The sequence below is a fragment of the Pseudomonas sp. p21 genome, assembly GCF_001642705.1.
Taxonomy (GTDB): Bacteria; Pseudomonadota; Gammaproteobacteria; order Pseudomonadales; family Pseudomonadaceae; genus Aquipseudomonas.
The window spans coordinates 836,228-857,111 of sequence record NZ_LWBV01000001.1 but is presented as its reverse complement, the minus strand read 5'-3'; the positions used below and the strand labels follow the sequence as shown (position 1 = coordinate 857,111).

The window sequence follows — 20,884 nt, the reverse complement described above, 5'->3', positions numbered from 1 at the left end:
CGGTCAATCGTTTGACCTGAGGTAGTTTTGCCAGTGCCTGCCCTTCTGCGTTGCCTGTTCCTGCTGCTGTTCCTCTTTGTAACCCCGGTACAGGCGGCGGGCCTGCCCGGCCTGCTTGGTGGCAGCGCGCCCGCACAGCCGGAAGCGACCGAACCGCTGGGCAAGTCGCTGGACGAGGTGATCAAGAACCTGGAAAACGACCAGCAACGGGCCAAGCTGCTGGCCGACCTGAAAAAGCTGCGCGACGCCACCAGGCAATCGCAACCCACCGTCGAACAGGGCGTGCTCGGCCTGATCGGCGGCGCCCTGAATGACTTCGAGAAACAGTTCAGCGGCGAAGCCAGCCCGTTCCATCGCTGGGCCGCGGAAATCGAACAGGCCCAGGCCGAACTGACCGAGTTGATAGTACCGGTGCACCAGTGGCCGGCCATCCTGTTCGGCTTTGCCGCCGTCATCGCCGTCTGGAGCGTGCTGGCCTACGCCTTCAACTGGGTCGGCCACCGGGTACGCCTGCGCTTTGGCCTGAGCGAGGAACTGCCGCAGCACCCCCGCACCTGGGACCTGGTGCGCTTTGCCCTGCGCAAGCTGGGCCCGTGGCTGGTGGCGCTGGTGTTCACCGTGTACCTGAGCGTCGTTCTCCCGCCGTCACTCGGCAAGTCGCTGGCCATGGTGCTGGCCTACGCACTGGTGGTCGGCACCTGCTTCTCGGCCATCTGCGTGATCGCCTTCTCGCTGCTCGACGGCCCGCACCGCCACCGCGCCCTGCACATTCTGCGCCACCAGGCGTTCCGCCCGCTGTGGCTGATCGGCAGCTTCGCCGCGTTTGGCGAAGCGATGAGCGACCCGCGCCTGATGGTCGCCCTCGGCACCCACCTGGCCCACGCCCTGGCCACCCTGGCCAACGTGATTGCAGCGCTGTGCACCGGGCTGTTCATCCTGCGCTTCCGCCGCCCGATCGCCCACCTGATCCGCAACCAGCCGCTGTCACGGCGCCTGACCCGGCGCACCCTCAGCGACACCATCGAAATCCTCGGCAGCTTCTGGTTCGTGCCGGCACTGATCCTGGTGGCGATTTCGCTGTTCGCTACCTTCATCTCGGCCGGCGACACCAGCACCGCCCTGCGCCAGTCGCTGATGTGCACGGTGCTGGTGGTGGTGTGCATGGTGCTCAACGGCCTGGTACGCCGCCACGCCGCCAGCCCCAAGCGCGCCAACAAGCGCCAGGCAGTGTACGCCGAGCGCTTGCGCAACTTCGGCTACCTGCTGGTGCACCTGTTCATCTGGCTGGTGTTCATCGAACTGGGGTTGCGCGTGTGGGGCCTGTCGATGATCAGCTTCGCCGAGGGCGACGGCCACGACATAAGCGTGCGCCTGCTGGGCCTGGCCGGCACGCTGATCGTCGCCTGGCTGGTGTGGATCCTGGCCGACACCGCCGTGCACCACGCCCTGGTGCGTTCGCGCCGGGGCCTGGCCAACGCCCGCGCGCAAACCATGATGCCGCTGATCCGCAACGTGATGTTCGTGGTCATCTTCATCATCGCGGTGATCGTCGCCCTGGCCAACATGGGCATGAACGTCACCCCGCTGCTGGCCGGTGCCGGTGTGATCGGCCTGGCTATCGGCTTTGGTGCGCAGTCGCTGGTGGCCGACCTGATCACCGGGTTGTTCATCATCATCGAGGACTCGCTGGCCATCGACGACTACGTGGATGTGGGCGGGCACCTGGGCACGGTGGAGGGGCTGACCATCCGTACCGTGCGCCTGCGGGATATCGACGGCATCGTGCATACCATCCCGTTCAGCGAGATCAAGAGCATCAAGAACTACTCGCGCGAGTTCGGCTACGCGATTTTCCGCGTGGCGATCCCGCACAGGATGAACATCGACCAGGCGATCACGCTGATTCGCGAGGTGGGGCAGAAGCTGCGCAACGACCCGCTGATGCGCCGCAACATCTGGTCGCCGCTGGAGCTGCAGGGGGTGGAGAGCTTCGAGTCGGGTTCGGCGATCTTGCGGGCGCGGTTCAAGACCGCACCGATCAAGCAGTGGGAAGTGTCGCGGGCGTTCAACCTGGCGTTGAAGCGGCAGCTGGATGAGGCGGGGCTGGATTTGGCAACGCCAAGGTTGTCAGTGCAGGTAGTGACTGCCGGTTCCTCCAGTTAGGGCCTCTTCGCGGGTGAACCCGCTCCCACAAGTACTGCGCAAAGGCTGAAACCTGCGCGGTCCCTGTGGGAGCGGGCGAGCCCGCGAAGAAGCCAACACCTCAACCCGCCTGGGCGCGAATGCGGATGGCATCATGCCGCCAATACTCCAGGTCACAGTCGATCAGGTGCCCATGCTGGTCACTGTTGACCCGGGTGATATGCAACCCCGGGCTTCCCGCCGATACTTTCAAGGCGCTGGCCGCCTCCACCGGCAACGCCGTCGGCAAGATCTCGAAGCACACCTGCCCATACTGGATGCCATACACCCGCCCATAAATCTCGGTCAGCGACTGCGCCAGGTCCTGTTCGAGAATCTCCGGAAAGTACCGGGGGTTGAGGTAGTGCTCGGCATACAGCACCGCCCGACCATCGATCCGCCGTAACCTGCAGATACGCACCACGCTGGACAACGCTGGCAGCTGCAAGCGCGCACAGATGGCCGCCGAGGCCGGCTGCAGCCGCGCCGACAACAGTTCGGTACTGGGCTCCCGCCCCTGGTCGCGGACCATGGCATGGAAGTGGCTGCGCTCGATCAGGTCGTAGGTCAGCCGCTCGGGCGCGACGAACCAGCCACGGCGCTCTTCGCGGTAGATCAGCCCCTGGGCTTCCAGCTGCACCAGCGCCTCACGCAGGGTAATGCGCGTGGTATCGAACACCTCGCTGAGCCTGCGCTCGGCCGGCAGCTTGCCGCCCGGCGCCAGCAGGCCGTGCTCGATCTGCTCCTGCAAGGCATGGCAGATGGCTGTTACCGCACGCGGTGGCATCGACTGCATCGAAAGGTTACCTATCTGGACTAGTCCAGCCCCATCACAGGGCATGTGGAGAATAGTGCAAGCCTAGGCAGGGCTGATGAACATCCTGTGACAAAGGCTTTGGCCAGACACTACCAGAAACGCGCCAAGCCAGCAGAACCGGGTTGGTTGCGTGGTCTACGCTGTAGCTTCAGGGCCTTCACCGGCCCTTCCCTACATCAAACTGTCACGCAAGCGGCCTACCTTGGCTCAAGGTTTGCTGACCTAGACCAAAGGTGCCAGTCAACGGCTTGCAACGGTTTTACCCAGAACAACGATCGCAAAGGCACCCACCCAAAGGAGCTTCGGATGAAAAAGTTCTTCATGGCGTCACTGCTTGGTTCGGCCATCGCGTTGTGTACCACGGCCATGGCCGCCGGCACCGACCTCAAGGCCCTGGAAGACGCCGCCCGCAAGGAAGGCACCGTCAACAGCGTGGGCATGCCCGACGCCTGGGCTAACTGGAAAGGCACCTGGGAAGACCTGGCCAGCAAGTACGGCCTCAAGCACAGCGACACCGACATGAGCTCGGCCCAGGAAATCGCCAAGTTCGAAGCCGAGAAGGACAACGCCAGCGCCGACATCGGCGACGTGGGTGCCGCCTTCGGCCCGATCGCCGTGGCCAAGGGCGTCAGCCAAGCGTACAAACCGAGCACCTGGGAACAGGTGCCGACCTGGGCCAAGGACAAGGACGGCCACTGGGCGCTGGCCTATACCGGTACCATCGCCTTCATCATCAACAAGGACCTGGTCAAGGAAGGCGAACGGCCAACCTCCTGGCATGACCTGGAAAAAGGCAAGTACAAGGTCGCCATCGGTGACGTCGGCACCGCTGCCCAGGCCGCCAACGGCGTGCTGGCTGCGGCGATCGCCTACAAGGGTGACGAAACCAACCTGGCACCGGGCCTGCAACTGTTCACCAAGCTGGCCCAGCAGAAGCGCCTGTCGCTGGCCAACCCAACCATCCAGACCCTGGAGAAGGGCGAGGTGGAAGTGGGCGTGGTGTGGGACTTCAACGGCCTGAGCTACCGTGAACAGATCGACCCCAAGCGTTTCGAAGTGCTGATCCCATCGGATGGCACGGTGATCTCCGGCTATACCACTGTCATCAACAAGTACGCAAAGAACCCGAACGCGGCCAAGCTGACACGTGAATACATCTTCAGCGACGCCGGGCAGATCAACCTGGCCAAGGGGCATGCGCGACCGATCCGTGCCGAGCACCTGAAGCTGCCGGACGATGTGCAGGCCAAGCTGCTGCCCAACGAACAGTACAAGGCCGCGCAGCCGATCAAGAACGCCGAGGCCTGGGAAGCGACCTCGAAGAAACTGCCGCAGATGTGGCAGGAGCAAGTGATCATCGAGATGGAGTAAGGGGCTAGCTTCTCTAGCGCCTGGACGGGCCCTTTCGCGGGTGAACCCGCTCCCACAGGTAAAGCACGCGTCTCAAGGCTGGCGCATGACCCTGTGGGAGCGGGTTTACCCGCGAAGAAGCCAACGCGGTTTATGACTGGAGCCACCATGCAACACAACGTCATCCTGGTCCTGCTCGACGGCCTCAACTACCAGGTCGCCCACCACGCCATGGGCCACCTGCACGCCTACGTCGAGGCCGACCGTGCCGCGCTGTACCGCGTGGAATGCGAACTGCCGTCGCTGTCGCGGCCACTGTACGAGTGCATTCTCACCGGTGTACCACCGATCGACAGCGGCATCGTGCACAACAACGTCAACCGCTTGTCCAACCAGCGCAGCGTGTTCCATTACGCCCGCGAGGCCAACCTGGGCACTGCGGCGGCGGCTTATCACTGGATCAGCGAGCTGTACAACCGCTCACCCTTCGACCCGCAGCGCGACCGCCATACCCACGCGCCGAAGCTGCCGATTCAGCACGGGCTGTTCTACTGGGACGACCGTTACCCCGATTCGCACCTGCTGGCAGATGGCGAATACCTGCGCCGCCGCCACGCCCCTAACTTCCTGCTGGTGCACCCGATGAGTATCGACGACATCGGCCACCGCCATGGTCTGGATAGCAGCCAATACCGTAACGCCGCGCGCAGCGCCGACATCCTGCTGGCCGACTACCTGCCAGACTGGCTTGAGGAAGGCTACCAGGTACTGGTCACTGCCGACCACGGCATGAACAACGACCGCTCGCACAATGGCCTGCTGGCCGAGGAGCGCGAAGTGCCGCTGTTCGTCTTCGGCGATGCCTTCAGCCTGGACCCGGCAGCCAAACCGCTGCAGACCGAGCTGTGCGGGACCATCTGCGAGCTGCTCGGCGCGCCACATGACAAGAGCGTCTGCCGGGAGCTGCTGAAGTGACTACAGCCAAGAGCAGCAGCGCTCGCGGCCGCTACCTGGCCCTGCTCTGCCTGTTACCGTTCGCCGTGTTCTTCGTCATCTTCCAGATCGCCCCGCTGGCCTGGGTGGCGATCAACAGCCTGCAATCGGAAGCGGGCTGGGGCGTGGAAAACTTCAGCAAGGTGTTCGCCTCGAAGTTCTACCTGCAGGCCCTGCAACGCAGCCTGGAGATCAGCTTCTGGTCGAGCCTGTTCGGCATCGTCATCGCCACCCTCGGCGCCTACTCGCTGCGCAAGGTGGACTCGAAGCTGCGCGACTTCGTCAGCGCCTTCGCCAACATGACCAGCAACTTCGCCGGGGTGCCGCTGGCCTTCGCCTTCATCATCCTGCTCGGCTTCAACGGCGCGCTGACCCTGCTGCTGAAGCAGGTCGGCCTGCTGGAAGACTTCAGCATCTATTCCAAGAGTGGGCTGATCCTGGTGTACACCTACTTCCAGATCCCGCTTGGCGTGTTGCTGCTGTACCCCGCGTTCGATGCCCTGCGTGAAGACTGGCGCGAGTCGGCCGCGCTGCTGGGCGCCAGCCACTGGCAATTCTGGCGGCACATCGGTCTGCCGGTGCTGACCCCGGCACTGCTGGGCACCTTCGTCATCCTGCTGGCCAACGCCCTCGGTGCCTACGCCACCGTGTATGCGCTGACAACCGGCAACTTCAACGTACTGCCGATCCGCATCGCCGGCCTGGTGGCCGGTGACATCAGCCTAGACCCCAACCTGGCCAGCGCCCTGGCGATGGTCCTGGTGGGGCTGATGACGCTGGTCACGGTGGTGCATCAATGGCTGCTGAAAAGGAGCTACCATGCGCGCTGACGCCCGTTCCGGCGGCTGGTACCACCGCGTCGTGGTCTACCTGCTGTTCCTCATCCTGCTGCTGCCGCTGGCAGGCACCCTGCTCTACTCGCTGGCCACCAGCTGGTCGGCCAGCCTGCTGCCCAGCGGACTGACCTTCAAGTGGTACATCGCACTGTGGAGCGAACCGCGTTTCCTGGCTGCCTTTGGCCAGTCGCTGCTGGTGTGCGTGGGCGCGCTGCTGCTTTCGGTGGTGCTGATCCTGCCGCTGCTGTTCGTGGTGCATTACCACTTCCCCAGGCTCGATGCACTGATGAACATCCTGATCTTGCTGCCGTTCGCAGTGCCGCCGGTGGTGTCGTCGGTGGGGCTGCTGCAGCTGTATGGCAGCGGTCCCATGGCCATGGTCGGTACACCGTGGATCCTGATCGGCTGCTACTTCACCATCGCCCTGCCATTCATGTACCGGGCCATCACCAACAACCTGCAGGCGATCAACCTGCGCGACCTGATGGACGCCGCCCAACTACTGGGCGCCAACACCTGGCAGGCGGCGCTGCTGGTTGTGCTGCCGAACCTGCGCAAGGGCCTGATGGTGGCATTGCTGCTGTCGTTCTCGTTCCTGTTCGGCGAGTTCGTGTTTGCCAACCTGCTGGTCGGCACCCGCTACGAGACCCTGCAGGTGTACCTGAACAACATGCGCAACAGCAGCGGCCACTTCAACAGCGCGCTGGTGATCTCGTACTTCGCCTTTGTGCTGGTACTGACCTGGGTCGCCAACCGCCTGAACAAGGACAAGACCTGACATGAGCTTCGTCAGCGTACAGAAACTGCAAAAAAGCTACGCCGGCAGCCCGGTGTTCGAAAACATCGACTGCCGCATCGAACGCGGCGAGTTCGTCACTCTGCTTGGCCCGTCCGGTTGCGGCAAGTCCACGCTGCTGCGCTGCATCGCCGGGCTGACCCCGGTAGACAGCGGGCAGATCCTGCTCGACGGCCATGACATCGTGCCGCTGAGCCCGCAAAAGCGTGGCATTGGCATGGTGTTCCAGAGCTATGCACTGTTCCCCAACATGACCGTGGAGCAGAACGTCGCCTTCGGCCTGCGCATGCAGAAGGTCAAGGCCGATGAAAGCCAGGCCCGGGTGCGCGAGGCGCTGGAACTGGTGGAGCTGGCCAACTTCGCCGGGCGTTACCCGCACCAGTTGTCCGGCGGCCAGTGCCAGCGCGTGGCCCTGGCCCGCTCGCTGGTCACCCGCCCGCGCCTGCTGCTGCTAGACGAGCCGCTGTCGGCGCTGGATGCGCGCATCCGCAAGCACCTGCGCGAGCAGATCCGCGCCATCCAGCGCGAGCTGGGGCTGACCACCATCTTCGTCACCCACGACCAGGAAGAGGCGCTGACCCTGTCCGACCGCATCTTCCTGATGAACCAGGGGCGTATCGTCCAGAGCGGCGATGCCGAAACCCTCTACACCGCGCCGGTGGACCTGTTTGCCGCCGGCTTCATCGGCAACTACAACCTGCTCGACGCCGACAGCGCCAGCCGCCTGCTGCAGCGCCCGGTGGCCAGCCGCCTGGCGATCCGCCCCGAGTCGATCACCCTGGGCATCAACGGCGAACTGGACGCCGAAGTGCGTAGCCACAGCCTGCTGGGCAATGTGATCCGCTACCGGGTGCAGGTGCGCGAGGTGGAACTGGTGGTCGACGTGCTCAACCGCTCACCGGCCGACCTGCACGCGGACGGGCAACGGGTAAGCTTGTCGATCGACCCCACGGCGCTGCGGGAAGTGGCCTAAGGAGAATCAACATCATGGCACTGGCAATTTTCGATCTGGACGAAACCCTGATCCACGGCGACTGCGCGTCGCTGTGGAGCGAGCAGATGGCCCGGCTGGGCTGGGTCGACGGCAAGGCGTTCCTGCGCCGCGACCATGAACTGATGGAAGCCTATGGCAGGGGCCACCTGCGCATGGAGGAGTACATGGCCTTCAGCCTGGAGCCGATTGCCGGGCGTACCCTGGAAGAGGTCAAGCACCTGGTGGAGCCGTGGGTCGAAGAGGTGATCGAGCCGATCATCTACGGCGACGCCTGCCGCTGCATTGCCGAGCACCGCAAGCGCGGGGATCGCGTCCTGATCATTTCAGCTTCGGGTACGCACCTGGTTGGGCCGATTGCGGCGCGGCTGGGGGTGGATGAATACCTGGCGATCGAGCTGGAGGCGGTGAACGGGGTGTATACCGGCAAGACCCATGGGGTGCTGACCTACCGCGAAGGGAAGATCACGCGGTTGCTGGAGTGGCTGGACCAGGAGCAGGAGAACCTGGAGGGGGCGAGTTTCTATTCCGATTCGCGGAATGATTTACCACTGTTGCTGAAGGTGGATCATCCGCATGTGGTGAACCCGGATGCGGTGTTGCGGGAGCATGCCGAGATCAACAAGTGGCCGATCCTGAGCTGGGCCTGAGGTAATCGCATCGCCTGCACCGGCCCTTTCGCGGGTAAACCCGCTCCCACAGGGACCACACAGTTTTCAAGCCTGTGGTAATCCCTGTGGGAGCGGGTTTACCCGCGAAGAGGCCGGGCCTGCCTACGCCAGGCTAGGGTCTATCACCATTACCAGCTTGCCCGACACCTGGTTGGTCTCAAGCTCGGCATACGCCGCCTGGGCAAACTCAACCGGGTAGGTATCCACCAGTTGCGGCGACAGGCGCCCTTCGGCAAACAGCGGCCACACCTGCTGCTGCAACTCGCGCAGCAGTTCGGCCTTGAAGCCGTCATCGCGGTTGCGCAACGTGGAACCGGTAATCTCCAGACGCTTGCCCAGTACCTGTGCCAGGTCCAGCTCGAACTTGCGCCCGCCCATCAGGCCGATGATCACCCAGCGGCCGTCACGGGCCAGCAGCTTGAGGTTGAGCTCGCCGTAGCTGGCACCCACCGGGTCGAGAATCACATCGAACGGGCCGAAACCTTCCAGCGCCTCCAGGTTCTCGTTACGTACCACGCCACCGGCAGCGCCCAGCGCCTCGCAGTAGGCCAGGCGGTCCTGCGAGCCGACGCTGACCCACACCGGGCTGCCGAACGCCTTGCACAGCTGGATCGCGGCCGAGCCAACGCCGCTGGCGCCAGCGTGCACCAGCACCTTCTCGCCAGCTTTCACGCCACCCAGCTGGAAGATGTTCAGCCAGGCAGTGGCATACACTTCCGGCAACGCTGCCGCTTCATGCAGGCTCAGGCCCTCGGGTACCGGCAGCACGTGGCGGGCATCGACCACCACTTCCTCGGCCATGGCGCCGCTGGCCAGCAGCGCGCAAACACGGTCACCCACGCGCCAGTCGGCACCGGCGCCCACTTCTTCGATCACGCCGGAACACTCCAGGCCCATGTACGGGCTGGCGCCTGGCGGTGGTGGGTACAAACCTTTCATCTGCAGCAGATCGGCGCGGTTCAGCCCCGCAGCAGCCACGCGAATGCGCACTTGGCCCGCGTCGCAGGTCGGGCGTTCGGCCTCGACCCAGGCCACATGTCCGTCAACGCCTTGCAATGCCTTCACAGTGCCTCCATAGTTGAATCATATGACCGAGCCTGGGAACGCCAAGTCCCCAGGCTTTTTGCAGTATGCATCCGGTTTTTTACAACCGGTGAACAGAAAAGACGGCCTACTATGCGTGATCAATTGTCTCCACGTCGAATCAGCATGAAGCATTTCCTCCCAAGCACCGCCCTGGCGCTGATGATCGGCCTGGGCAGCCTCACGCTCGGCGGCAATGCGGCGGCCGCCAACAAGTGGGACAGCCTGCAGCCGGACCGCGACGAGATCGTCGCCAGCCTCAACGTGGTGGAATTGCTCAAGCGCCACCACTACAGCAAGCCGCCGCTGGACGACGCCCGCTCGGTCATCATCTATGACAGCTACATCAAGCTGCTGGACCCGGCGCGCAGCTACTTCACCGCTGCCGACATTGCCGAATTCGACAAATGGAAAACGCAATTCGACGATTTCCTCAAGAGCGGTAACCTCGACCCGGGCTTCACCATCTACAAACGCTACCTGGACCGCGTCAAGCAACGTCTGGACTTCGCCCTGGCCGAGCTGAACAAAGGCGTGGACAAGATCGACTTCAACGCCAAGGAAACCTTGCTGATCGACCGCAAGGATGCCCCGTGGATGAAGGACCAGGCCGAGCTCGACGACTTGTGGCGCAAACGCGTCAAGGACGAAGTGCTGCGCCAGAAGATCGCCGGCAAGGAACCCAAGCAGATCCAGGAAACCCTGACCAAGCGCTACAAGAACCAACTGGCGCGCCTGGACCAGACACGTGCCGAAGATATCTTCCAGGCCTACATCAACACCTTCGCCCAGTCCTACGACCCGCACACCAACTACCTGTCGCCGGACAACGCCGAGAACTTCGACATCAACATGAGCCTGTCGCTCGAAGGCATTGGTGCGGTGCTGCAAAGCGACAACGACCAGGTCAAGATCGTGCGCCTGGTGCCGGCAGGCCCGGCGGCCAAGACCAAACAGGTGGCCCCGGCCGACAAGATCATCGGTGTGGCCCAGGGCAACAAGGAAATGGTCGACGTGGTCGGCTGGCGCCTGGACGAAGTGGTCAAGCTGATCCGCGGCCCGAAAGGCTCGGTGGTGCGCCTGGAGATCATCCCGGCCAGCAACGCGCCTAGCGACCAGACCAGCAAGATCGTGGCGATCACCCGCGAGGCGGTGAAGCTTGAAGAGCAGGCGGCGAAGAAGTCGGTGCTCAAGCTCAAGCAGGACGGGCGTGACTACAAGCTGGGCATCATCGAGATCCCGGCCTTCTACCTGGACTTCAAGGCCTACCGCGCCGGTGATCCGGAGTACAAGAGCACCACGCGTGACGTGAAGAAACTGCTCACCGAGCTGCAGAAAGAGAAGGTCGACGGCGTAGTCATCGACCTGCGTAACAACGGCGGCGGCTCGCTGCAGGAAGCCACCGAACTGACCAGCCTGTTCATCGAAAAAGGCCCGACCGTGCTGGTACGCAACAGCGACGGCCGCGTCGACGTGCTGGAAGACGAAAACCCAGGTGCCTTCTACAAGGGCCCGCTGGCGTTGCTGGTCAACCGCCTGTCGGCCTCGGCTTCGGAGATCTTCGCCGGTGCCATGCAGGACTACCACCGCGCGCTGATCATCGGTGGCCAGACCTTCGGCAAAGGCACCGTGCAGACCATCCAGCCACTCAACCATGGCGAGCTGAAGCTGACCCTGGCCAAGTTCTACCGGGTTTCCGGGCAGAGCACCCAGCACCAGGGCGTGCTGCCGGACATCGACTACCCATCGATCATCGACACCAAGGAAATCGGCGAGAGCGCCCTGCCCGAGGCCATGCCGTGGGACACCATCCGCCCGGTAGTCAAGCCGGCGGCCGATCCGTTCAAGCCGTTCCTGGCCCAGCTGAAAGCCCAGCATGAAGCCCGCAGCGACAAGGACGCGGAGTTCACCTACATCCGCGACCGCCTGGCCCTGACCCAGAAGCTGCTGAACGAGAAGACCGTCAGCCTCAACGAGCAGGACCGTCGCGCACGCCACGATGAGATCGAGGCCAAGCAGCTGGCGCTGGAGAACATCCGCCGCAAGGCCAAGGGTGAAGAGCCGCTGAAAGAGCTGAAGAAAGAGGACGAGGATGCGCTGCCGACCGAGGATGAAAACACCAAGCCGGAAGACGATGCCTACCTGTCGGAAACCGGTCGCATCCTGATCGACTACCTGAGTGCGAGCACCAAGGTGGCCAAGAAGTAAGGCGCAACGGCAATGATGGCAGAATAATGTGACCTGTCATCAAACAGTCATCGCGCTGTCGTGAAATAGAGGGGCCGGGCGTGGAAGCGCCCGGCCCTTTCATTTTCAGGAATACGTCATGACCGTTGCCGAGCAGCTCAGTGCCTTGAGTGCCATCCTGGCTCAACGCAGCATTCACAGTCTGTTCCAGCCGATCATGTGCCTGAGCGAACAACGGGTTTACGGCCATGAGGCGCTGAGCCGCGGGCCGTCCAACAGCCCACTGCACGCTCCGCTGAACCTGTTTACCATCGCGCACCAGGCCGGTCGCCTGACCGAGCTGGAGGCCGCCTGCCGGGAAAGCGCCTGCCGGCGTTTCAGCGAACAGCAGTTGCAGGGCAAGCTGTTTCTCAACGTCTCGCCGGAGACGCTGCTGGAGCCACATTACCCGTCCGGCCAGACCCTGAAGCTGCTTGAGCAGGTCGGCCTGTCGCCCAGCCGGGTAGTGATCGAGCTGACCGAACATACCCCGACCGACGACTTCCAGCTGCTATCCAATGCCCTGCACCACTACCGTGACATGGGCTTCTCGATTGCAATCGACGATCTGGGGGCGGGTTATTCGAGCCTGCGCCTGTGGTCGGAGCTGCGCCCCGAATATGTGAAGATCGACCGGCATTTCATCGACGGCATCCACCGCGACCCACTCAAGCGTGAGTTCGTCGGGTCGATATTGCAGATTGCCCGGGCGTCGAAGGCGCAGGTGATTGCCGAAGGCATCGAGTTGGCGGAGGAGCTGGCGGTGCTGATGGAGATGGGCGTGGACCTGGTGCAGGGTTACCTGCTGGGGCGGCCGCAGGAGCTGGGGGTGCGTGAAAACCAGCCATTACCGGCGCTGATGAAGCTGCCGTTGGCCGAACAGCCGACGGTGCGGCTCAATGCCACGATTGGGCAGTTGCTGGAGCTGTTTGGCCGGCATCAGCACCTGGAGGCATTGGAGGTGGTGGATGCCGATGGCCGGGCTTGTGGATTGATTCACAGGCATGCACTGCCTGTTATGGCCTCTTCGCGGGCACGCCCGCTCCCACAGGTTCATCACGGATCTTGAGCCTTGTGCTGTACCTGTGGGAGCGGGCGTGCCCGCGAAGAGGCCGGAACAGGCAACGCTTCAGGCCGATTCGGGGTAGCTGTACTCGAACACCCTGACCACCTCGGAGGCATGCCATGAGGCCGCTTCCATGCCGTCGACCGGCCCGGAAAATCGGCCCAACCGTTCAACGCACTCGAAGAAGCCGGTACGCGGCAAACGGCTGGCACCCTGGCTGATCACCAGCGAGCTGCGCAATGGTTGCTCGGCGCGGGCGTCCAGCACCGCCAGGTACTCCAGCGCGGCGGTCAGCGTCTGCATGGCCGGGCTGGGTAATTGCAAGCGTTCGATCAACGCTCGGTATGTCAGCAAGTGACGTTGACGACGGGCCAGGTCAAGCTCGCCCAGCAGGTTATCCCAGTGCTGACGGCTGATCCTGACCTGGCTCATGATGGCTCGCTCCAGCCAGCCACCCCCAGATGCCAGGCCAGGGCGCGGCGGATGGCAGCATCAGGCTGGCGTTCGCCCGATTCGATCATGGCCAGGTAAGCCGGGCTCACGCCGACATTGCGCGCCAGTTGCTCAGGGGCTATGCCCTTGGCCTGGCGAATCTGTGCCACTTCGCTGAAGGCCGGCAATGGCGCACTGGCTGCATCGCCCTGCGCTTCAATGGCAACCACCTCGGCAGGCGCCTGCCCCGCAGCCTTGAGCAGTGCCTGGTACTGCTCCCAGGGAACGACGGCGTACTCGGGTTGACCGTCCCGGCTGATGACCTGAATACCCATTACAAACCCCTTTAAAAAGGATTACAGCATGTAATCCGTAGGCATAACCCTTATGCCAATTATATTACCAACTCCGGGGTCTGTGCAGTTGAGGAGTAGCTCGGGCCAGTTTCACTGCGTATTGCGCTCCAAACGCAGGGCTTCGGGAGTGGCCGGCAGGCGCTCGACCACACGCAGCCGCTCGGGCGCCTGGCTGTCGCGCCAGGCCTTGAAGCGCGCCAGTTCGTCGGCCACGGTCTTCAGTACCCAACCCAGCACCGCGATGTCGTCGAGGAAACCCACGCCCAGCAACCAGTCGGGGATGGCATCGATGGGGCTGACGAAATACAGTAGGCCAGCGACGATGGTGACCAGGGCCTTGGGGCTGATGGCACGGTACTCGCCGCGCCACCAGGCCAGGCACAACGACTGCAGCAGCTTCACGTCTTCACGCAGCTGGCCGATGCGCGGGCCTTTGCGGGCGACTGCGAACAGCAAGGCCGGCAACCGGCCACGGCTGAGCAGGCGCTCGGCCAAGGGCAGGAAACGGGCGAAATTCCAGGGTGCGCTCATGGAGCCTCCAGGCGGAAAAGGTTATCCACATTTATTGTGGATAACCTTGTGAACAGGGCGACGTTTCTGACCCCGGGTGCCTGCCAGGCAAGGGCCCCGGTCAGATCGGGCGTTTTTTACACAGTCGTTTCACACCATGGGTGCCTACGTCGCAAACGATTTGCGCCAGAAGCATCTTGCTGCTTCACGCTGCATTTCCTCGGACAGTATCAGCAGTTGCAGGTTCGTCCAACCACCCTGCACAAACGAAAACGCCCCGTCAGGACGGGGCGTTTTGCGTGGGCCAGCCAGTGTTACTTGGCAGGCGCTTCGGCTGGAGCGTCAGCAGGGGCTTCAGCTTCCGGCTCGGCGCCTTGCAGCTGGGCCGGATCCTTGATGGCGATCAGTTCCAGGTCGAACACCAGTACCGAGTTGGCCGGGATCAGCGGGCTTGGGCTCTGCGCGCCGTAGGCCAGCTCAGCCGGGATGAACAGCTTGTACTTCTCGCCGACGTGCATCAGTTGCAGGCCTTCGACCCAACCCGGGATCACGCCGCTGACCGGCAGGTCGATCGGGCTACCGCGCTCGACGGAGCTGTCGAACACCTTGCCATCGATCAGCTTGCCTTCGTAGTGGACAGTGACCACGTCGGTCGGCTTGGGCTGCGGGCCGTCGGCCTTCTTGACCACTTCGTACTGCAGGCCCGAGGCAGTGGTGACCACGCCTGGCTTCTTGGCGTTTTCCTCAAGGAATTTCTTGCCGGCGGAGGCGGCTTCTTCGCTGGCCTTGGCCAAGCGCTCTTCGGCACGCTTCTGCAGCGCGGTGAAGGCCTCTACCAGCTCTTCGTCCTTGATGCGCTGTTCTTTCTTGCCAACGGCGTCTTCGATGCCGAGGGCGACTGCTTTCGAATCAAGGTCTTCCATGCCTTCCTGAGCCAGGCTCTTGCCCATGTTCAGGCCGATACCGTAGGAGGCTTTCTGTGCCGGAGTCTTCAGCTCGGGGCTGCTGGTCTGTTGATCACAGCCAGCCAGTACCAGGCCTACCAGGGCAACCGCAGCCGCCAAACGATGCTGTTTCATGCTATTTCCTTGTTCATGCGCCATAAGGGCAATCAGGGTAAAGCCGCGAGCTTAGCAGGCGGCCATGACCAATGGCTACCGGCATAGGAGCGGGTTTTGGTAAGGAAGTTCAGTAGTTAAACGGTTATTCATCGAAGGATGTGCAGCCATTGGCCAGTATTGACCGGTTGTGCCGCCTTTGCCCGGTTTTGCGGGGGATTTATTTTTGCCACCATGGGCGTATGCCGAGAGGTTTGCGGCGCCTGTGAGATCGAGCGCCGCGCGGGCGGCGCTCGATCTCACAGGCGCCGACCAGCTACCGGCGAACCCTACCAGCCGCACCGCCCCTCAAGGATACCGCCCCTCGCGATATTCCCCCGCCACCTCGCGCAGCACTTCGCACACCCACTGCCCCGGCAGGCTCTGCGGCAACGCAGCATTACGGCAGATGCCCACCGAGCCGCCCGGCTCGCGCACCCCCAGGTCGAGCTCGACCAGTTCGCCCCGGCGCAGGTCGAGCAGCACCGCATCGCGCGGCGCCACCCACACTGCATCGCTGCCCAGCAAGTAGCGCCGGCTCAGTGCCAGTGACAGGGTTTCCAGGCGCTGGGCCGGCATCTGGATGCCACATTGCACAAACAGGCTGTCGGCATGTTGGCGGATGGTGGTGCCTGCGGGCGGCAATACCAACGGGTAACGCCCCACCTGCGCCCGCTCCACCGGCGTGCCGGTCAGCAACGGGTGGCCAGGCCGCACCACCAGGCTCATCGACTCGCTGTACAGGTGCTCGAACGAGAGGCCCTGGATTTGCGGGCTGTCGGTCATGCGCCCGACCACCAGCTCCAGTTCGCCCAGGCGCAACTGGCCGAGCAGTTGCGCGCTGACCCCGGTGACCACACTGATCACCAGCGCCTCATGCCGCTGGTGCAGGCGGCACAGCACTTCGGGCATGAGCAGGCCTTCGACCGTGGACAGCACGCCGATGCGCACCTGCGACGCCGCCCGCGCTTCGCCACGCAGGCTGCTGACGCCATCGCGCAGGGCCTGCACGCTGGGCCCGGCATAGCGCATGAAACGCGTGCCAGCCGGGGTCAGCTCGACGCCCTGGCGGCTGCGCGCAAACAGGCGTGTTTCCAGCAGGTCTTCGAGTTCCTTGAGGGTCTTGGAGATGGCCGGCTGGCTGATTGCCAGGATGTCGGCAGCCCTGGCCAGGCTGCCCTGCCGGGCAATCTCCAGGAAGCACAGCAGGTGGCGGTACTTGATGCGGGTGTCGAGGTTCATGTCGGGGGCAATCTATTAAAACGAGCTACCACTTTACGCCTTCAGGTGGTCACTGCCTCAACTTGGTAGCCAAGTCTTTTGGTTCGTTCGACACTTCACGTGGCGCAATTGCCGGCTTGACCGTGACAGGCGCATAGGCGAACCGCGCAAAATCGGGGTCATCGGAAGCCATCGTTTTGATCAGCTTGACCCAGTAATTGTCCATGCTGCCATTGATCATGGCCGGCCGATTATCATCCGTCCACAAACTGCCCTGATAGCCTGTCGAAGGTGCCTGAGTAATGTTCGCCATGTCTTGGATAAATGAGGGTTGGCCATTAGCCGAATTGCATGCCAAGATATGCGTCTCTTGCCCGCTCATAGAGTAGCCATGTTTTTGCAAAGTCTGCACAACTGCACGCGCGGGATGGTTAACCCGCTGACTTCCAATTCTGCCGGCAACACCATGAGCCCCGATATTCAGAACCTGCTTTCCAGAAACATTCTGCGAGTAGAAAACCCGCATCCCTTCAATCAATTTTATGGGGCCTCTGTAGTAAAAGCCCTGGCCATTTCCAGCTATTGGTGAATGACCGCTGGGGTCGCTCAAGTTGACAGGGTCCCCTTTGACAAAGGCATATGCATTCAACCCACCATTACCAAACGGTGATTGGTTATCGGCGCTTTGAAAGCGCATCAACACCGGGCTGTAGGTACGGTAGCCATTTCCCAGAAGGTAGCACTGCGTCAACACATCGTAGTGTTCACCTTTAAATCCGATATCCCTTACCGGCAGATGCGCAGCAAGCCCATGAACAGTGAAACATCGTTGAGCGCAAGCCGCACTTTGGATTTCAGATAGCGCCGAACCTTGTGAATCGCTACCGATAATTCTAGTTAAACCAACTGATGAGCGAATGGTTAATAGCCCCATATCAACGCGCATACAGGAAAGAAACTCATCCCCGCCGCCAAGCGTTGAAACACCATTGCGCCCATAGAAGTACTTTCGGATCACGGATCTCATTATGGCCATGGTGCTAGTTTCCTTTAACCCCTGCGCTACCGGCTATCATGAACGCACCATCAAGATAAATGTACTGACAGATATACCAGTTGCGATAAGGCCTGTACCCTGCAGGAGCAGGCTTGCCTGCGACGGGCCGCAAAGCGGCCCCGGGATATCAGCATCATGGCAACAGTTTCCGGGGCTGCTGTGCAGACCTTTCGCGACGCAAGGCCTCTCCTACAGGTCCTGTACACGCCTTGAGAGCGGGTTTGTTGGCGAAGGCAGCGGATGGCGGGGTCAGGCCACAGCCAACTCCACCGCCCCACCATTCAAACGCACCGGCCAAACCCGCAGGCGCTGCCCGCTATCCTCCAGGCACTCCCCGCTCACCAGGCTGAAGTGCTGCTTGTACAACGGCGCCGCCACCACCAACTCCCCCTGCAAGCTACCGACCAGCCCGCGGCCGATGATGTTGGCGCCGGACCGCGGGTCGCGGTTGTCCACCGCGTACAGCGGCTGCGCCTGCCCCGGCAGGTAGAACAACGCCACCTGGGCCCCGTCGAGCCAAACCACCACCCCGGAATCGGCCACCAGGTCATCCGCCTGGCACACCGCCTGCCAGTTCTCTTGGGTTTTCACAGCAGCATTGGACAGGTTCATCAGACAGCCTCCTCGACGGTTGGGATCAGGTGCAGCGGCGCAGCAGGCCGGCGCTGTTCGCGTTCGCGCACAAAATGCACGTCCGGGTCGGCGCGGCGGTCGTTGACGAAAGTCCGGAAGCGCTTGAGCTTCTCGGGGTCGTTGAGGGCGTTGGCCCACTCGCATTCATACTGGTCGACCACATGCTGCATCTGCGCTTCCAGCTCGCTGGCCAGGCCCAGGCTGTCATCGATGACTACCTGTTTCAGGTAGTCCAGCCCGCCTTCCAGGTTCTCGCGCCATACCGAGGTGCGCTGCAGCTTGTCGGCGGTGCGGATGTAGAACATCAGCACGCGGTCGATCAGGCGTACCAGGGTCTCGTCATCGAGGTCGGTGGCGAACAGCTCGGCATGCCGCGGGCGCATGCCGCCGTTGCCACACACGTACAGATTCCAGCCCTTGTCGGTGGCGATCACGCCGATGTCCTTGCTCTGCGCCTCGGCACATTCACGGGTGCAGCCAGAAACGGCGAACTTGAGCTTATGCGGGCTGCGCAAGCCTTTGTAGCGGTCTTCCAGGCGCAGGGCCATGCCAACACTGTCCTGCACGCCGTAACGGCACCAGGTGCTGCCCACGCACGACTTCACCGTGCGGGTCGACTTGCCATAGGCATGGCCGGTTTCGAAGCCGGCTTCGATCAGCTCGCCCCAGATCAGCGGCAGTTCGTGCAACTGGGCGCCGAACAGGTCGATGCGCTGGCCACCAGTGATCTTGGTGTACAGGTCGTACTTCTTGGCCACCTGGCCAATCACGATGAGCTTGTCGGGGGTGATTTCACCACCGGGTATGCGCGGCACCACCGAGTAGGTGCCGTTCTTCTGCATGTTGGCCATGAAGGTGTCGTTGGTGTCCTGTAGCGGCACCAGCGCCGGGTCCATGATCGGCTGGTTCCAGCAAGAGGCCAGGATGTTGCCCACCGCCGGCTTGCAGATATCGCACCCAACATGGCCTTTGCCGTGACGTTCGAGCAGCTCGCTGAAGGTGCGGATGCCCTCCACCCGCACCAGCCCGTACAGCTCCTGGCGGGTGTAGGCAAAGTGCTCGCACAGGCTCTTGTCCACCGCCACACCACGGGCGGTCAGCTCGTGCTCGAACACCTGCTTGAGCAGGGCCGCGCATCCACCACAACCGGTGGCAGCTTTGGTGCAGCCCTTGACTGCGGCAAGGTCGCCGCAGCCGCTGTCGATGGCGGCGCAGACCGCGCCCTTGCTGACGTTGTGGCAGGAGCAGATGGTCGCGCTGTCGGGCAGCGCATCGGCGCCCAGGGCCGGTGCGCCGCCTTGCGGCAGGATCAGTACCGCCGGGTCGGCCGGCAGGGCAATGCCGTTCTGGGCGTACTGCAACAGGATGTCGTAATAGCTGTTGTCGCCGACCAGCACCGCACCAAGTACGTGCTTGCCACTGGCATCCACCACCAGCCGGCGGTAGGCGCTGTTGGCTTCGTCAATGAAGCGGTAGCTGCGTGCGCCCGGGGTGGCGCCATGGGCATCGCCGATGGAGCCGACATCCACGCCCAGCAACTTGAGCTTGGTGGACATGTCGGCACCGGTGAATTCGCCAGCGGCTTCCCCCATCAGCAGCGCCGCCAGGTTGCGCGCCATGCTGTAGCCCGGGGCAACCAGGCCGAACACGCTGCCGTTCCACGAGGCGCACTCACCGATGGCGAAAATGCGGGGGTCGCTGCTGCGGCAGTGGTTGTCGATCACCACCCCGCCACGCGCGGCGATATCCAGGCCACAGGCACGGCCCAGGGCATCCTGCGGGCGGATACCCGCGGAGAACACGATCAGGTCGGTTTCCAGGTGCTCGCCGCCATCGAAGTTCATGCGGTAGCGGTAGTCTTCACCCGCACTGATCGACTGGGTGGCACGCGACAGATGCACACCCACGCCCAGCGCTTCGATCTGTGCCTTGAGCGCGGCGCCGCCCTCGCCGTCCAGTTGCACCGGCATCAGCCGTGGGGCGAATTCCACCACATGGGCTTCCAGGCCCAGCGACTTGAGGGCGTTGGCCGCTTCCAGGCCAAGCAGGCCACCGCCCACTACCACACCACGGCGGGCACGGGCTGCGGCAGCGCGGATGGCGTCGAGGTCATCGAGGGTGCGGTAGACCAGGCGAGCATTGCCGCTGGAGCCTTCGATCGGTGGCACGAAGGGATAGGAGCCTGTGGCCAGCACCAGGTGGTCGTAACCGTAGCGGCCCTCGGCGGTGACCACTTCGCCGCAATCACGGTCGATTTCCAGTACCGCTTCGCCGAGGTGCAGGTTTACACCGTTGGCGCCGTAGAAGTCCTGCCCGCACAGGGCCAGGGTTTCGGCACAGCTGCCGCCGAAGTACTCGGACAGGTGCACGCGGTCGTAGGCGCGTTGGCGCTCTTCGCCGAACACATGCACCTCGAAGCGCTGCAGGGCGCCGCGGCTGACCAGTTGTTCAACGCAATGGTGGCCGACCATGCCGTTGCCGACGATGACCAGTCGCTCTCGTTGCCCGCTGCTCGCTGTTGCCTTCATAAGCCGATCCTCGATCAAAAAAAAAAAAGCGCCTGGAGCC

Annotated in this window: 19 protein-coding genes; 9 read left to right on the top strand and 10 right to left on the bottom strand. The window is 63.1% G+C overall.

All coding sequences use genetic code 11. From position 1 onward, the window contains the following. Positions 1-33: 33 nt before the first annotated feature. Positions 34-2,163, top strand: a complete 2,130-nt coding sequence (locus A4C63_RS04045) for a mechanosensitive ion channel family protein (protein ID WP_063911755.1) — start codon at positions 34-36, stop codon at positions 2,161-2,163. A gap of 100 nt (positions 2,164-2,263) precedes the next feature. Here the strand turns inward: A4C63_RS04045 and phnR are convergent, their stop codons facing one another. Beyond that, entirely contained in the window at positions 2,264-2,977 is a 714-nt protein-coding gene (gene phnR / locus A4C63_RS04040) for a phosphonate utilization transcriptional regulator PhnR (RefSeq protein WP_063911592.1), read from the bottom strand. A 327-nt stretch (positions 2,978-3,304) separates the two neighbouring features. Here phnR and A4C63_RS04035 point away from each other — a divergent pair, with 327 nt between their 5' ends. The 6 genes from A4C63_RS04035 (at position 3,305) to A4C63_RS04010 (ending at position 8,614) form a co-directional block, all read left to right on the top strand. Beyond that, positions 3,305-4,369: an ABC transporter substrate-binding protein gene (locus tag A4C63_RS04035; RefSeq protein ID WP_063911591.1), complete on the top strand. Its 1,065-nt coding sequence runs from the start codon at positions 3,305-3,307 to the stop codon at positions 4,367-4,369. A gap of 147 nt (positions 4,370-4,516) precedes the next feature. Then, positions 4,517-5,323 (top strand): alkaline phosphatase family protein, encoded by an 807-nt coding sequence (locus A4C63_RS04030; protein WP_063911590.1) that lies wholly within the window; start codon positions 4,517-4,519, stop codon positions 5,321-5,323. Further along, on the top strand, positions 5,320-6,171 hold the full coding sequence (locus tag A4C63_RS04025; protein WP_063911589.1) for an ABC transporter permease subunit: 852 nt from the start codon (positions 5,320-5,322) through the stop codon (positions 6,169-6,171). The genes A4C63_RS04030 and A4C63_RS04025 overlap by 4 nt, the downstream gene beginning before the upstream one ends. Beyond that, positions 6,161-6,955 carry an ABC transporter permease gene (locus A4C63_RS04020; protein ID WP_063911588.1) on the top strand — a complete coding sequence of 265 codons (795 nt, stop codon included), beginning with the start codon at positions 6,161-6,163 and terminating at the stop codon, positions 6,953-6,955. The genes A4C63_RS04025 and A4C63_RS04020 overlap by 11 nt, the downstream gene beginning before the upstream one ends. Before the next feature lies 1 nt (position 6,956). Beyond that, a complete protein-coding gene (locus A4C63_RS04015) occupies positions 6,957-7,946 on the top strand; it encodes an ABC transporter ATP-binding protein (protein ID WP_063911587.1) in 990 nt (329 codons plus the stop codon). 14 nt (positions 7,947-7,960) lie between these two features. After that, entirely contained in the window at positions 7,961-8,614 is a 654-nt protein-coding gene (locus A4C63_RS04010; protein ID WP_063911586.1) for an HAD family phosphatase, read from the top strand. 123 nt (positions 8,615-8,737) lie between these two features. Here A4C63_RS04010 and A4C63_RS04005 read toward each other — a convergent pair whose 3' ends face one another. Further along, positions 8,738-9,700 carry an NAD(P)H-quinone oxidoreductase gene (locus tag A4C63_RS04005; protein ID WP_063911585.1) on the bottom strand — a complete coding sequence of 321 codons (963 nt, stop codon included), beginning with the start codon at positions 9,698-9,700 and terminating at the stop codon, positions 8,738-8,740. 144 nt (positions 9,701-9,844) lie between these two features. Between A4C63_RS04005 and A4C63_RS04000 the strand changes: the two genes are divergently transcribed. Then, positions 9,845-11,926 carry a carboxy terminal-processing peptidase gene (locus A4C63_RS04000; protein WP_172827471.1) on the top strand — a complete coding sequence of 694 codons (2,082 nt, stop codon included), beginning with the start codon at positions 9,845-9,847 and terminating at the stop codon, positions 11,924-11,926. Positions 11,927-12,044: 118 nt separating this feature from the next. Next, complete coding sequence (locus tag A4C63_RS03995; protein WP_063911583.1) at positions 12,045-13,013, top strand: EAL domain-containing protein; 969 nt, start codon at positions 12,045-12,047, stop codon at positions 13,011-13,013. A gap of 60 nt (positions 13,014-13,073) precedes the next feature. Here A4C63_RS03995 and A4C63_RS03990 read toward each other — a convergent pair whose 3' ends face one another. The 8 genes from A4C63_RS03990 to nirB all read right to left on the bottom strand — a co-directional run bounded on the left by A4C63_RS03990 (position 13,074) and on the right by nirB (position 20,844). Beyond that, the gene (locus A4C63_RS03990) at positions 13,074-13,442 is read right to left on the bottom strand and encodes a hypothetical protein (RefSeq protein ID WP_063911582.1); all 369 of its coding nucleotides are present in this window, start codon (positions 13,440-13,442) and stop codon (positions 13,074-13,076) included. Continuing rightward, a complete protein-coding gene (locus A4C63_RS03985; RefSeq protein ID WP_063911581.1) occupies positions 13,439-13,777 on the bottom strand; it encodes a helix-turn-helix transcriptional regulator in 339 nt (112 codons plus the stop codon). The genes A4C63_RS03990 and A4C63_RS03985 overlap by 4 nt, the downstream gene beginning before the upstream one ends. 111 nt (positions 13,778-13,888) lie before the next feature. Next, the gene (locus A4C63_RS03980) at positions 13,889-14,329 is read right to left on the bottom strand and encodes a YkvA family protein (protein ID WP_015269270.1); all 441 of its coding nucleotides are present in this window, start codon (positions 14,327-14,329) and stop codon (positions 13,889-13,891) included. Between the two features lie 293 nt (positions 14,330-14,622). Continuing rightward, on the bottom strand, positions 14,623-15,387 hold the full coding sequence (locus A4C63_RS03975) for an FKBP-type peptidyl-prolyl cis-trans isomerase (protein ID WP_063911580.1): 765 nt from the start codon (positions 15,385-15,387) through the stop codon (positions 14,623-14,625). Between the two features lie 327 nt (positions 15,388-15,714). Further along, a complete protein-coding gene (pcaQ, locus tag A4C63_RS03970; protein WP_063911579.1) occupies positions 15,715-16,647 on the bottom strand; it encodes a pca operon transcription factor PcaQ in 933 nt (310 codons plus the stop codon). A gap of 49 nt (positions 16,648-16,696) precedes the next feature. After that, entirely contained in the window at positions 16,697-17,662 is a 966-nt protein-coding gene (locus tag A4C63_RS25245; RefSeq protein WP_082888246.1) for an RHS repeat-associated core domain-containing protein, read from the bottom strand. A 270-nt stretch (positions 17,663-17,932) separates the two neighbouring features. Continuing rightward, positions 17,933-18,295 (bottom strand): nitrite reductase small subunit NirD, encoded by a 363-nt coding sequence (nirD, locus tag A4C63_RS03965; protein WP_063911578.1) that lies wholly within the window; start codon positions 18,293-18,295, stop codon positions 17,933-17,935. Further along, the gene (gene nirB / locus A4C63_RS03960) at positions 18,295-20,844 is read right to left on the bottom strand and encodes a nitrite reductase large subunit NirB (protein ID WP_063911577.1); all 2,550 of its coding nucleotides are present in this window, start codon (positions 20,842-20,844) and stop codon (positions 18,295-18,297) included. Before nirB ends, nirD begins: the two co-directional genes overlap by 1 nt. Positions 20,845-20,884 lie beyond the last annotated feature (40 nt).

Excerpts from the sequence above, each read along its gene's own strand:
- phnR (WP_063911592.1), bottom strand. The coding sequence starts at position 2,977 with ATGCAGTCGATGCCACCGCGTGCGGTAACAGCCATCTGCCATGCCTTG.
- A4C63_RS04035 (WP_063911591.1), top strand. The coding sequence starts at position 3,305 with ATGAAAAAGTTCTTCATGGCGTCACTGCTTGGTTCGGCCATCGCGTTG.
- A4C63_RS04030 (WP_063911590.1), top strand. The coding sequence starts at position 4,517 with ATGCAACACAACGTCATCCTGGTCCTGCTCGACGGCCTCAACTACCAG.
- A4C63_RS04020 (WP_063911588.1), top strand. The coding sequence starts at position 6,161 with ATGCGCGCTGACGCCCGTTCCGGCGGCTGGTACCACCGCGTCGTGGTC.
- A4C63_RS04015 (WP_063911587.1), top strand. The coding sequence starts at position 6,957 with ATGAGCTTCGTCAGCGTACAGAAACTGCAAAAAAGCTACGCCGGCAGC.
- A4C63_RS04010 (WP_063911586.1), top strand. The coding sequence starts at position 7,961 with ATGGCACTGGCAATTTTCGATCTGGACGAAACCCTGATCCACGGCGAC.
- A4C63_RS04000 (WP_172827471.1), top strand. The coding sequence starts at position 9,845 with ATGAAGCATTTCCTCCCAAGCACCGCCCTGGCGCTGATGATCGGCCTG.
- A4C63_RS03995 (WP_063911583.1), top strand. The coding sequence starts at position 12,045 with ATGACCGTTGCCGAGCAGCTCAGTGCCTTGAGTGCCATCCTGGCTCAA.
- A4C63_RS03990 (WP_063911582.1), bottom strand. The coding sequence starts at position 13,442 with ATGAGCCAGGTCAGGATCAGCCGTCAGCACTGGGATAACCTGCTGGGC.
- A4C63_RS03985 (WP_063911581.1), bottom strand. The coding sequence starts at position 13,777 with ATGGGTATTCAGGTCATCAGCCGGGACGGTCAACCCGAGTACGCCGTC.
- A4C63_RS03980 (WP_015269270.1), bottom strand. The coding sequence starts at position 14,329 with ATGAGCGCACCCTGGAATTTCGCCCGTTTCCTGCCCTTGGCCGAGCGC.
- A4C63_RS03975 (WP_063911580.1), bottom strand. The coding sequence starts at position 15,387 with ATGAAACAGCATCGTTTGGCGGCTGCGGTTGCCCTGGTAGGCCTGGTA.
- pcaQ (WP_063911579.1), bottom strand. The coding sequence starts at position 16,647 with ATGAACCTCGACACCCGCATCAAGTACCGCCACCTGCTGTGCTTCCTG.
- A4C63_RS25245 (WP_082888246.1), bottom strand. The coding sequence starts at position 17,662 with ATGGCCATAATGAGATCCGTGATCCGAAAGTACTTCTATGGGCGCAAT.
- nirD (WP_063911578.1), bottom strand. The coding sequence starts at position 18,295 with ATGAACCTGTCCAATGCTGCTGTGAAAACCCAAGAGAACTGGCAGGCG.
- nirB (WP_063911577.1), bottom strand. The coding sequence starts at position 20,844 with ATGAAGGCAACAGCGAGCAGCGGGCAACGAGAGCGACTGGTCATCGTC.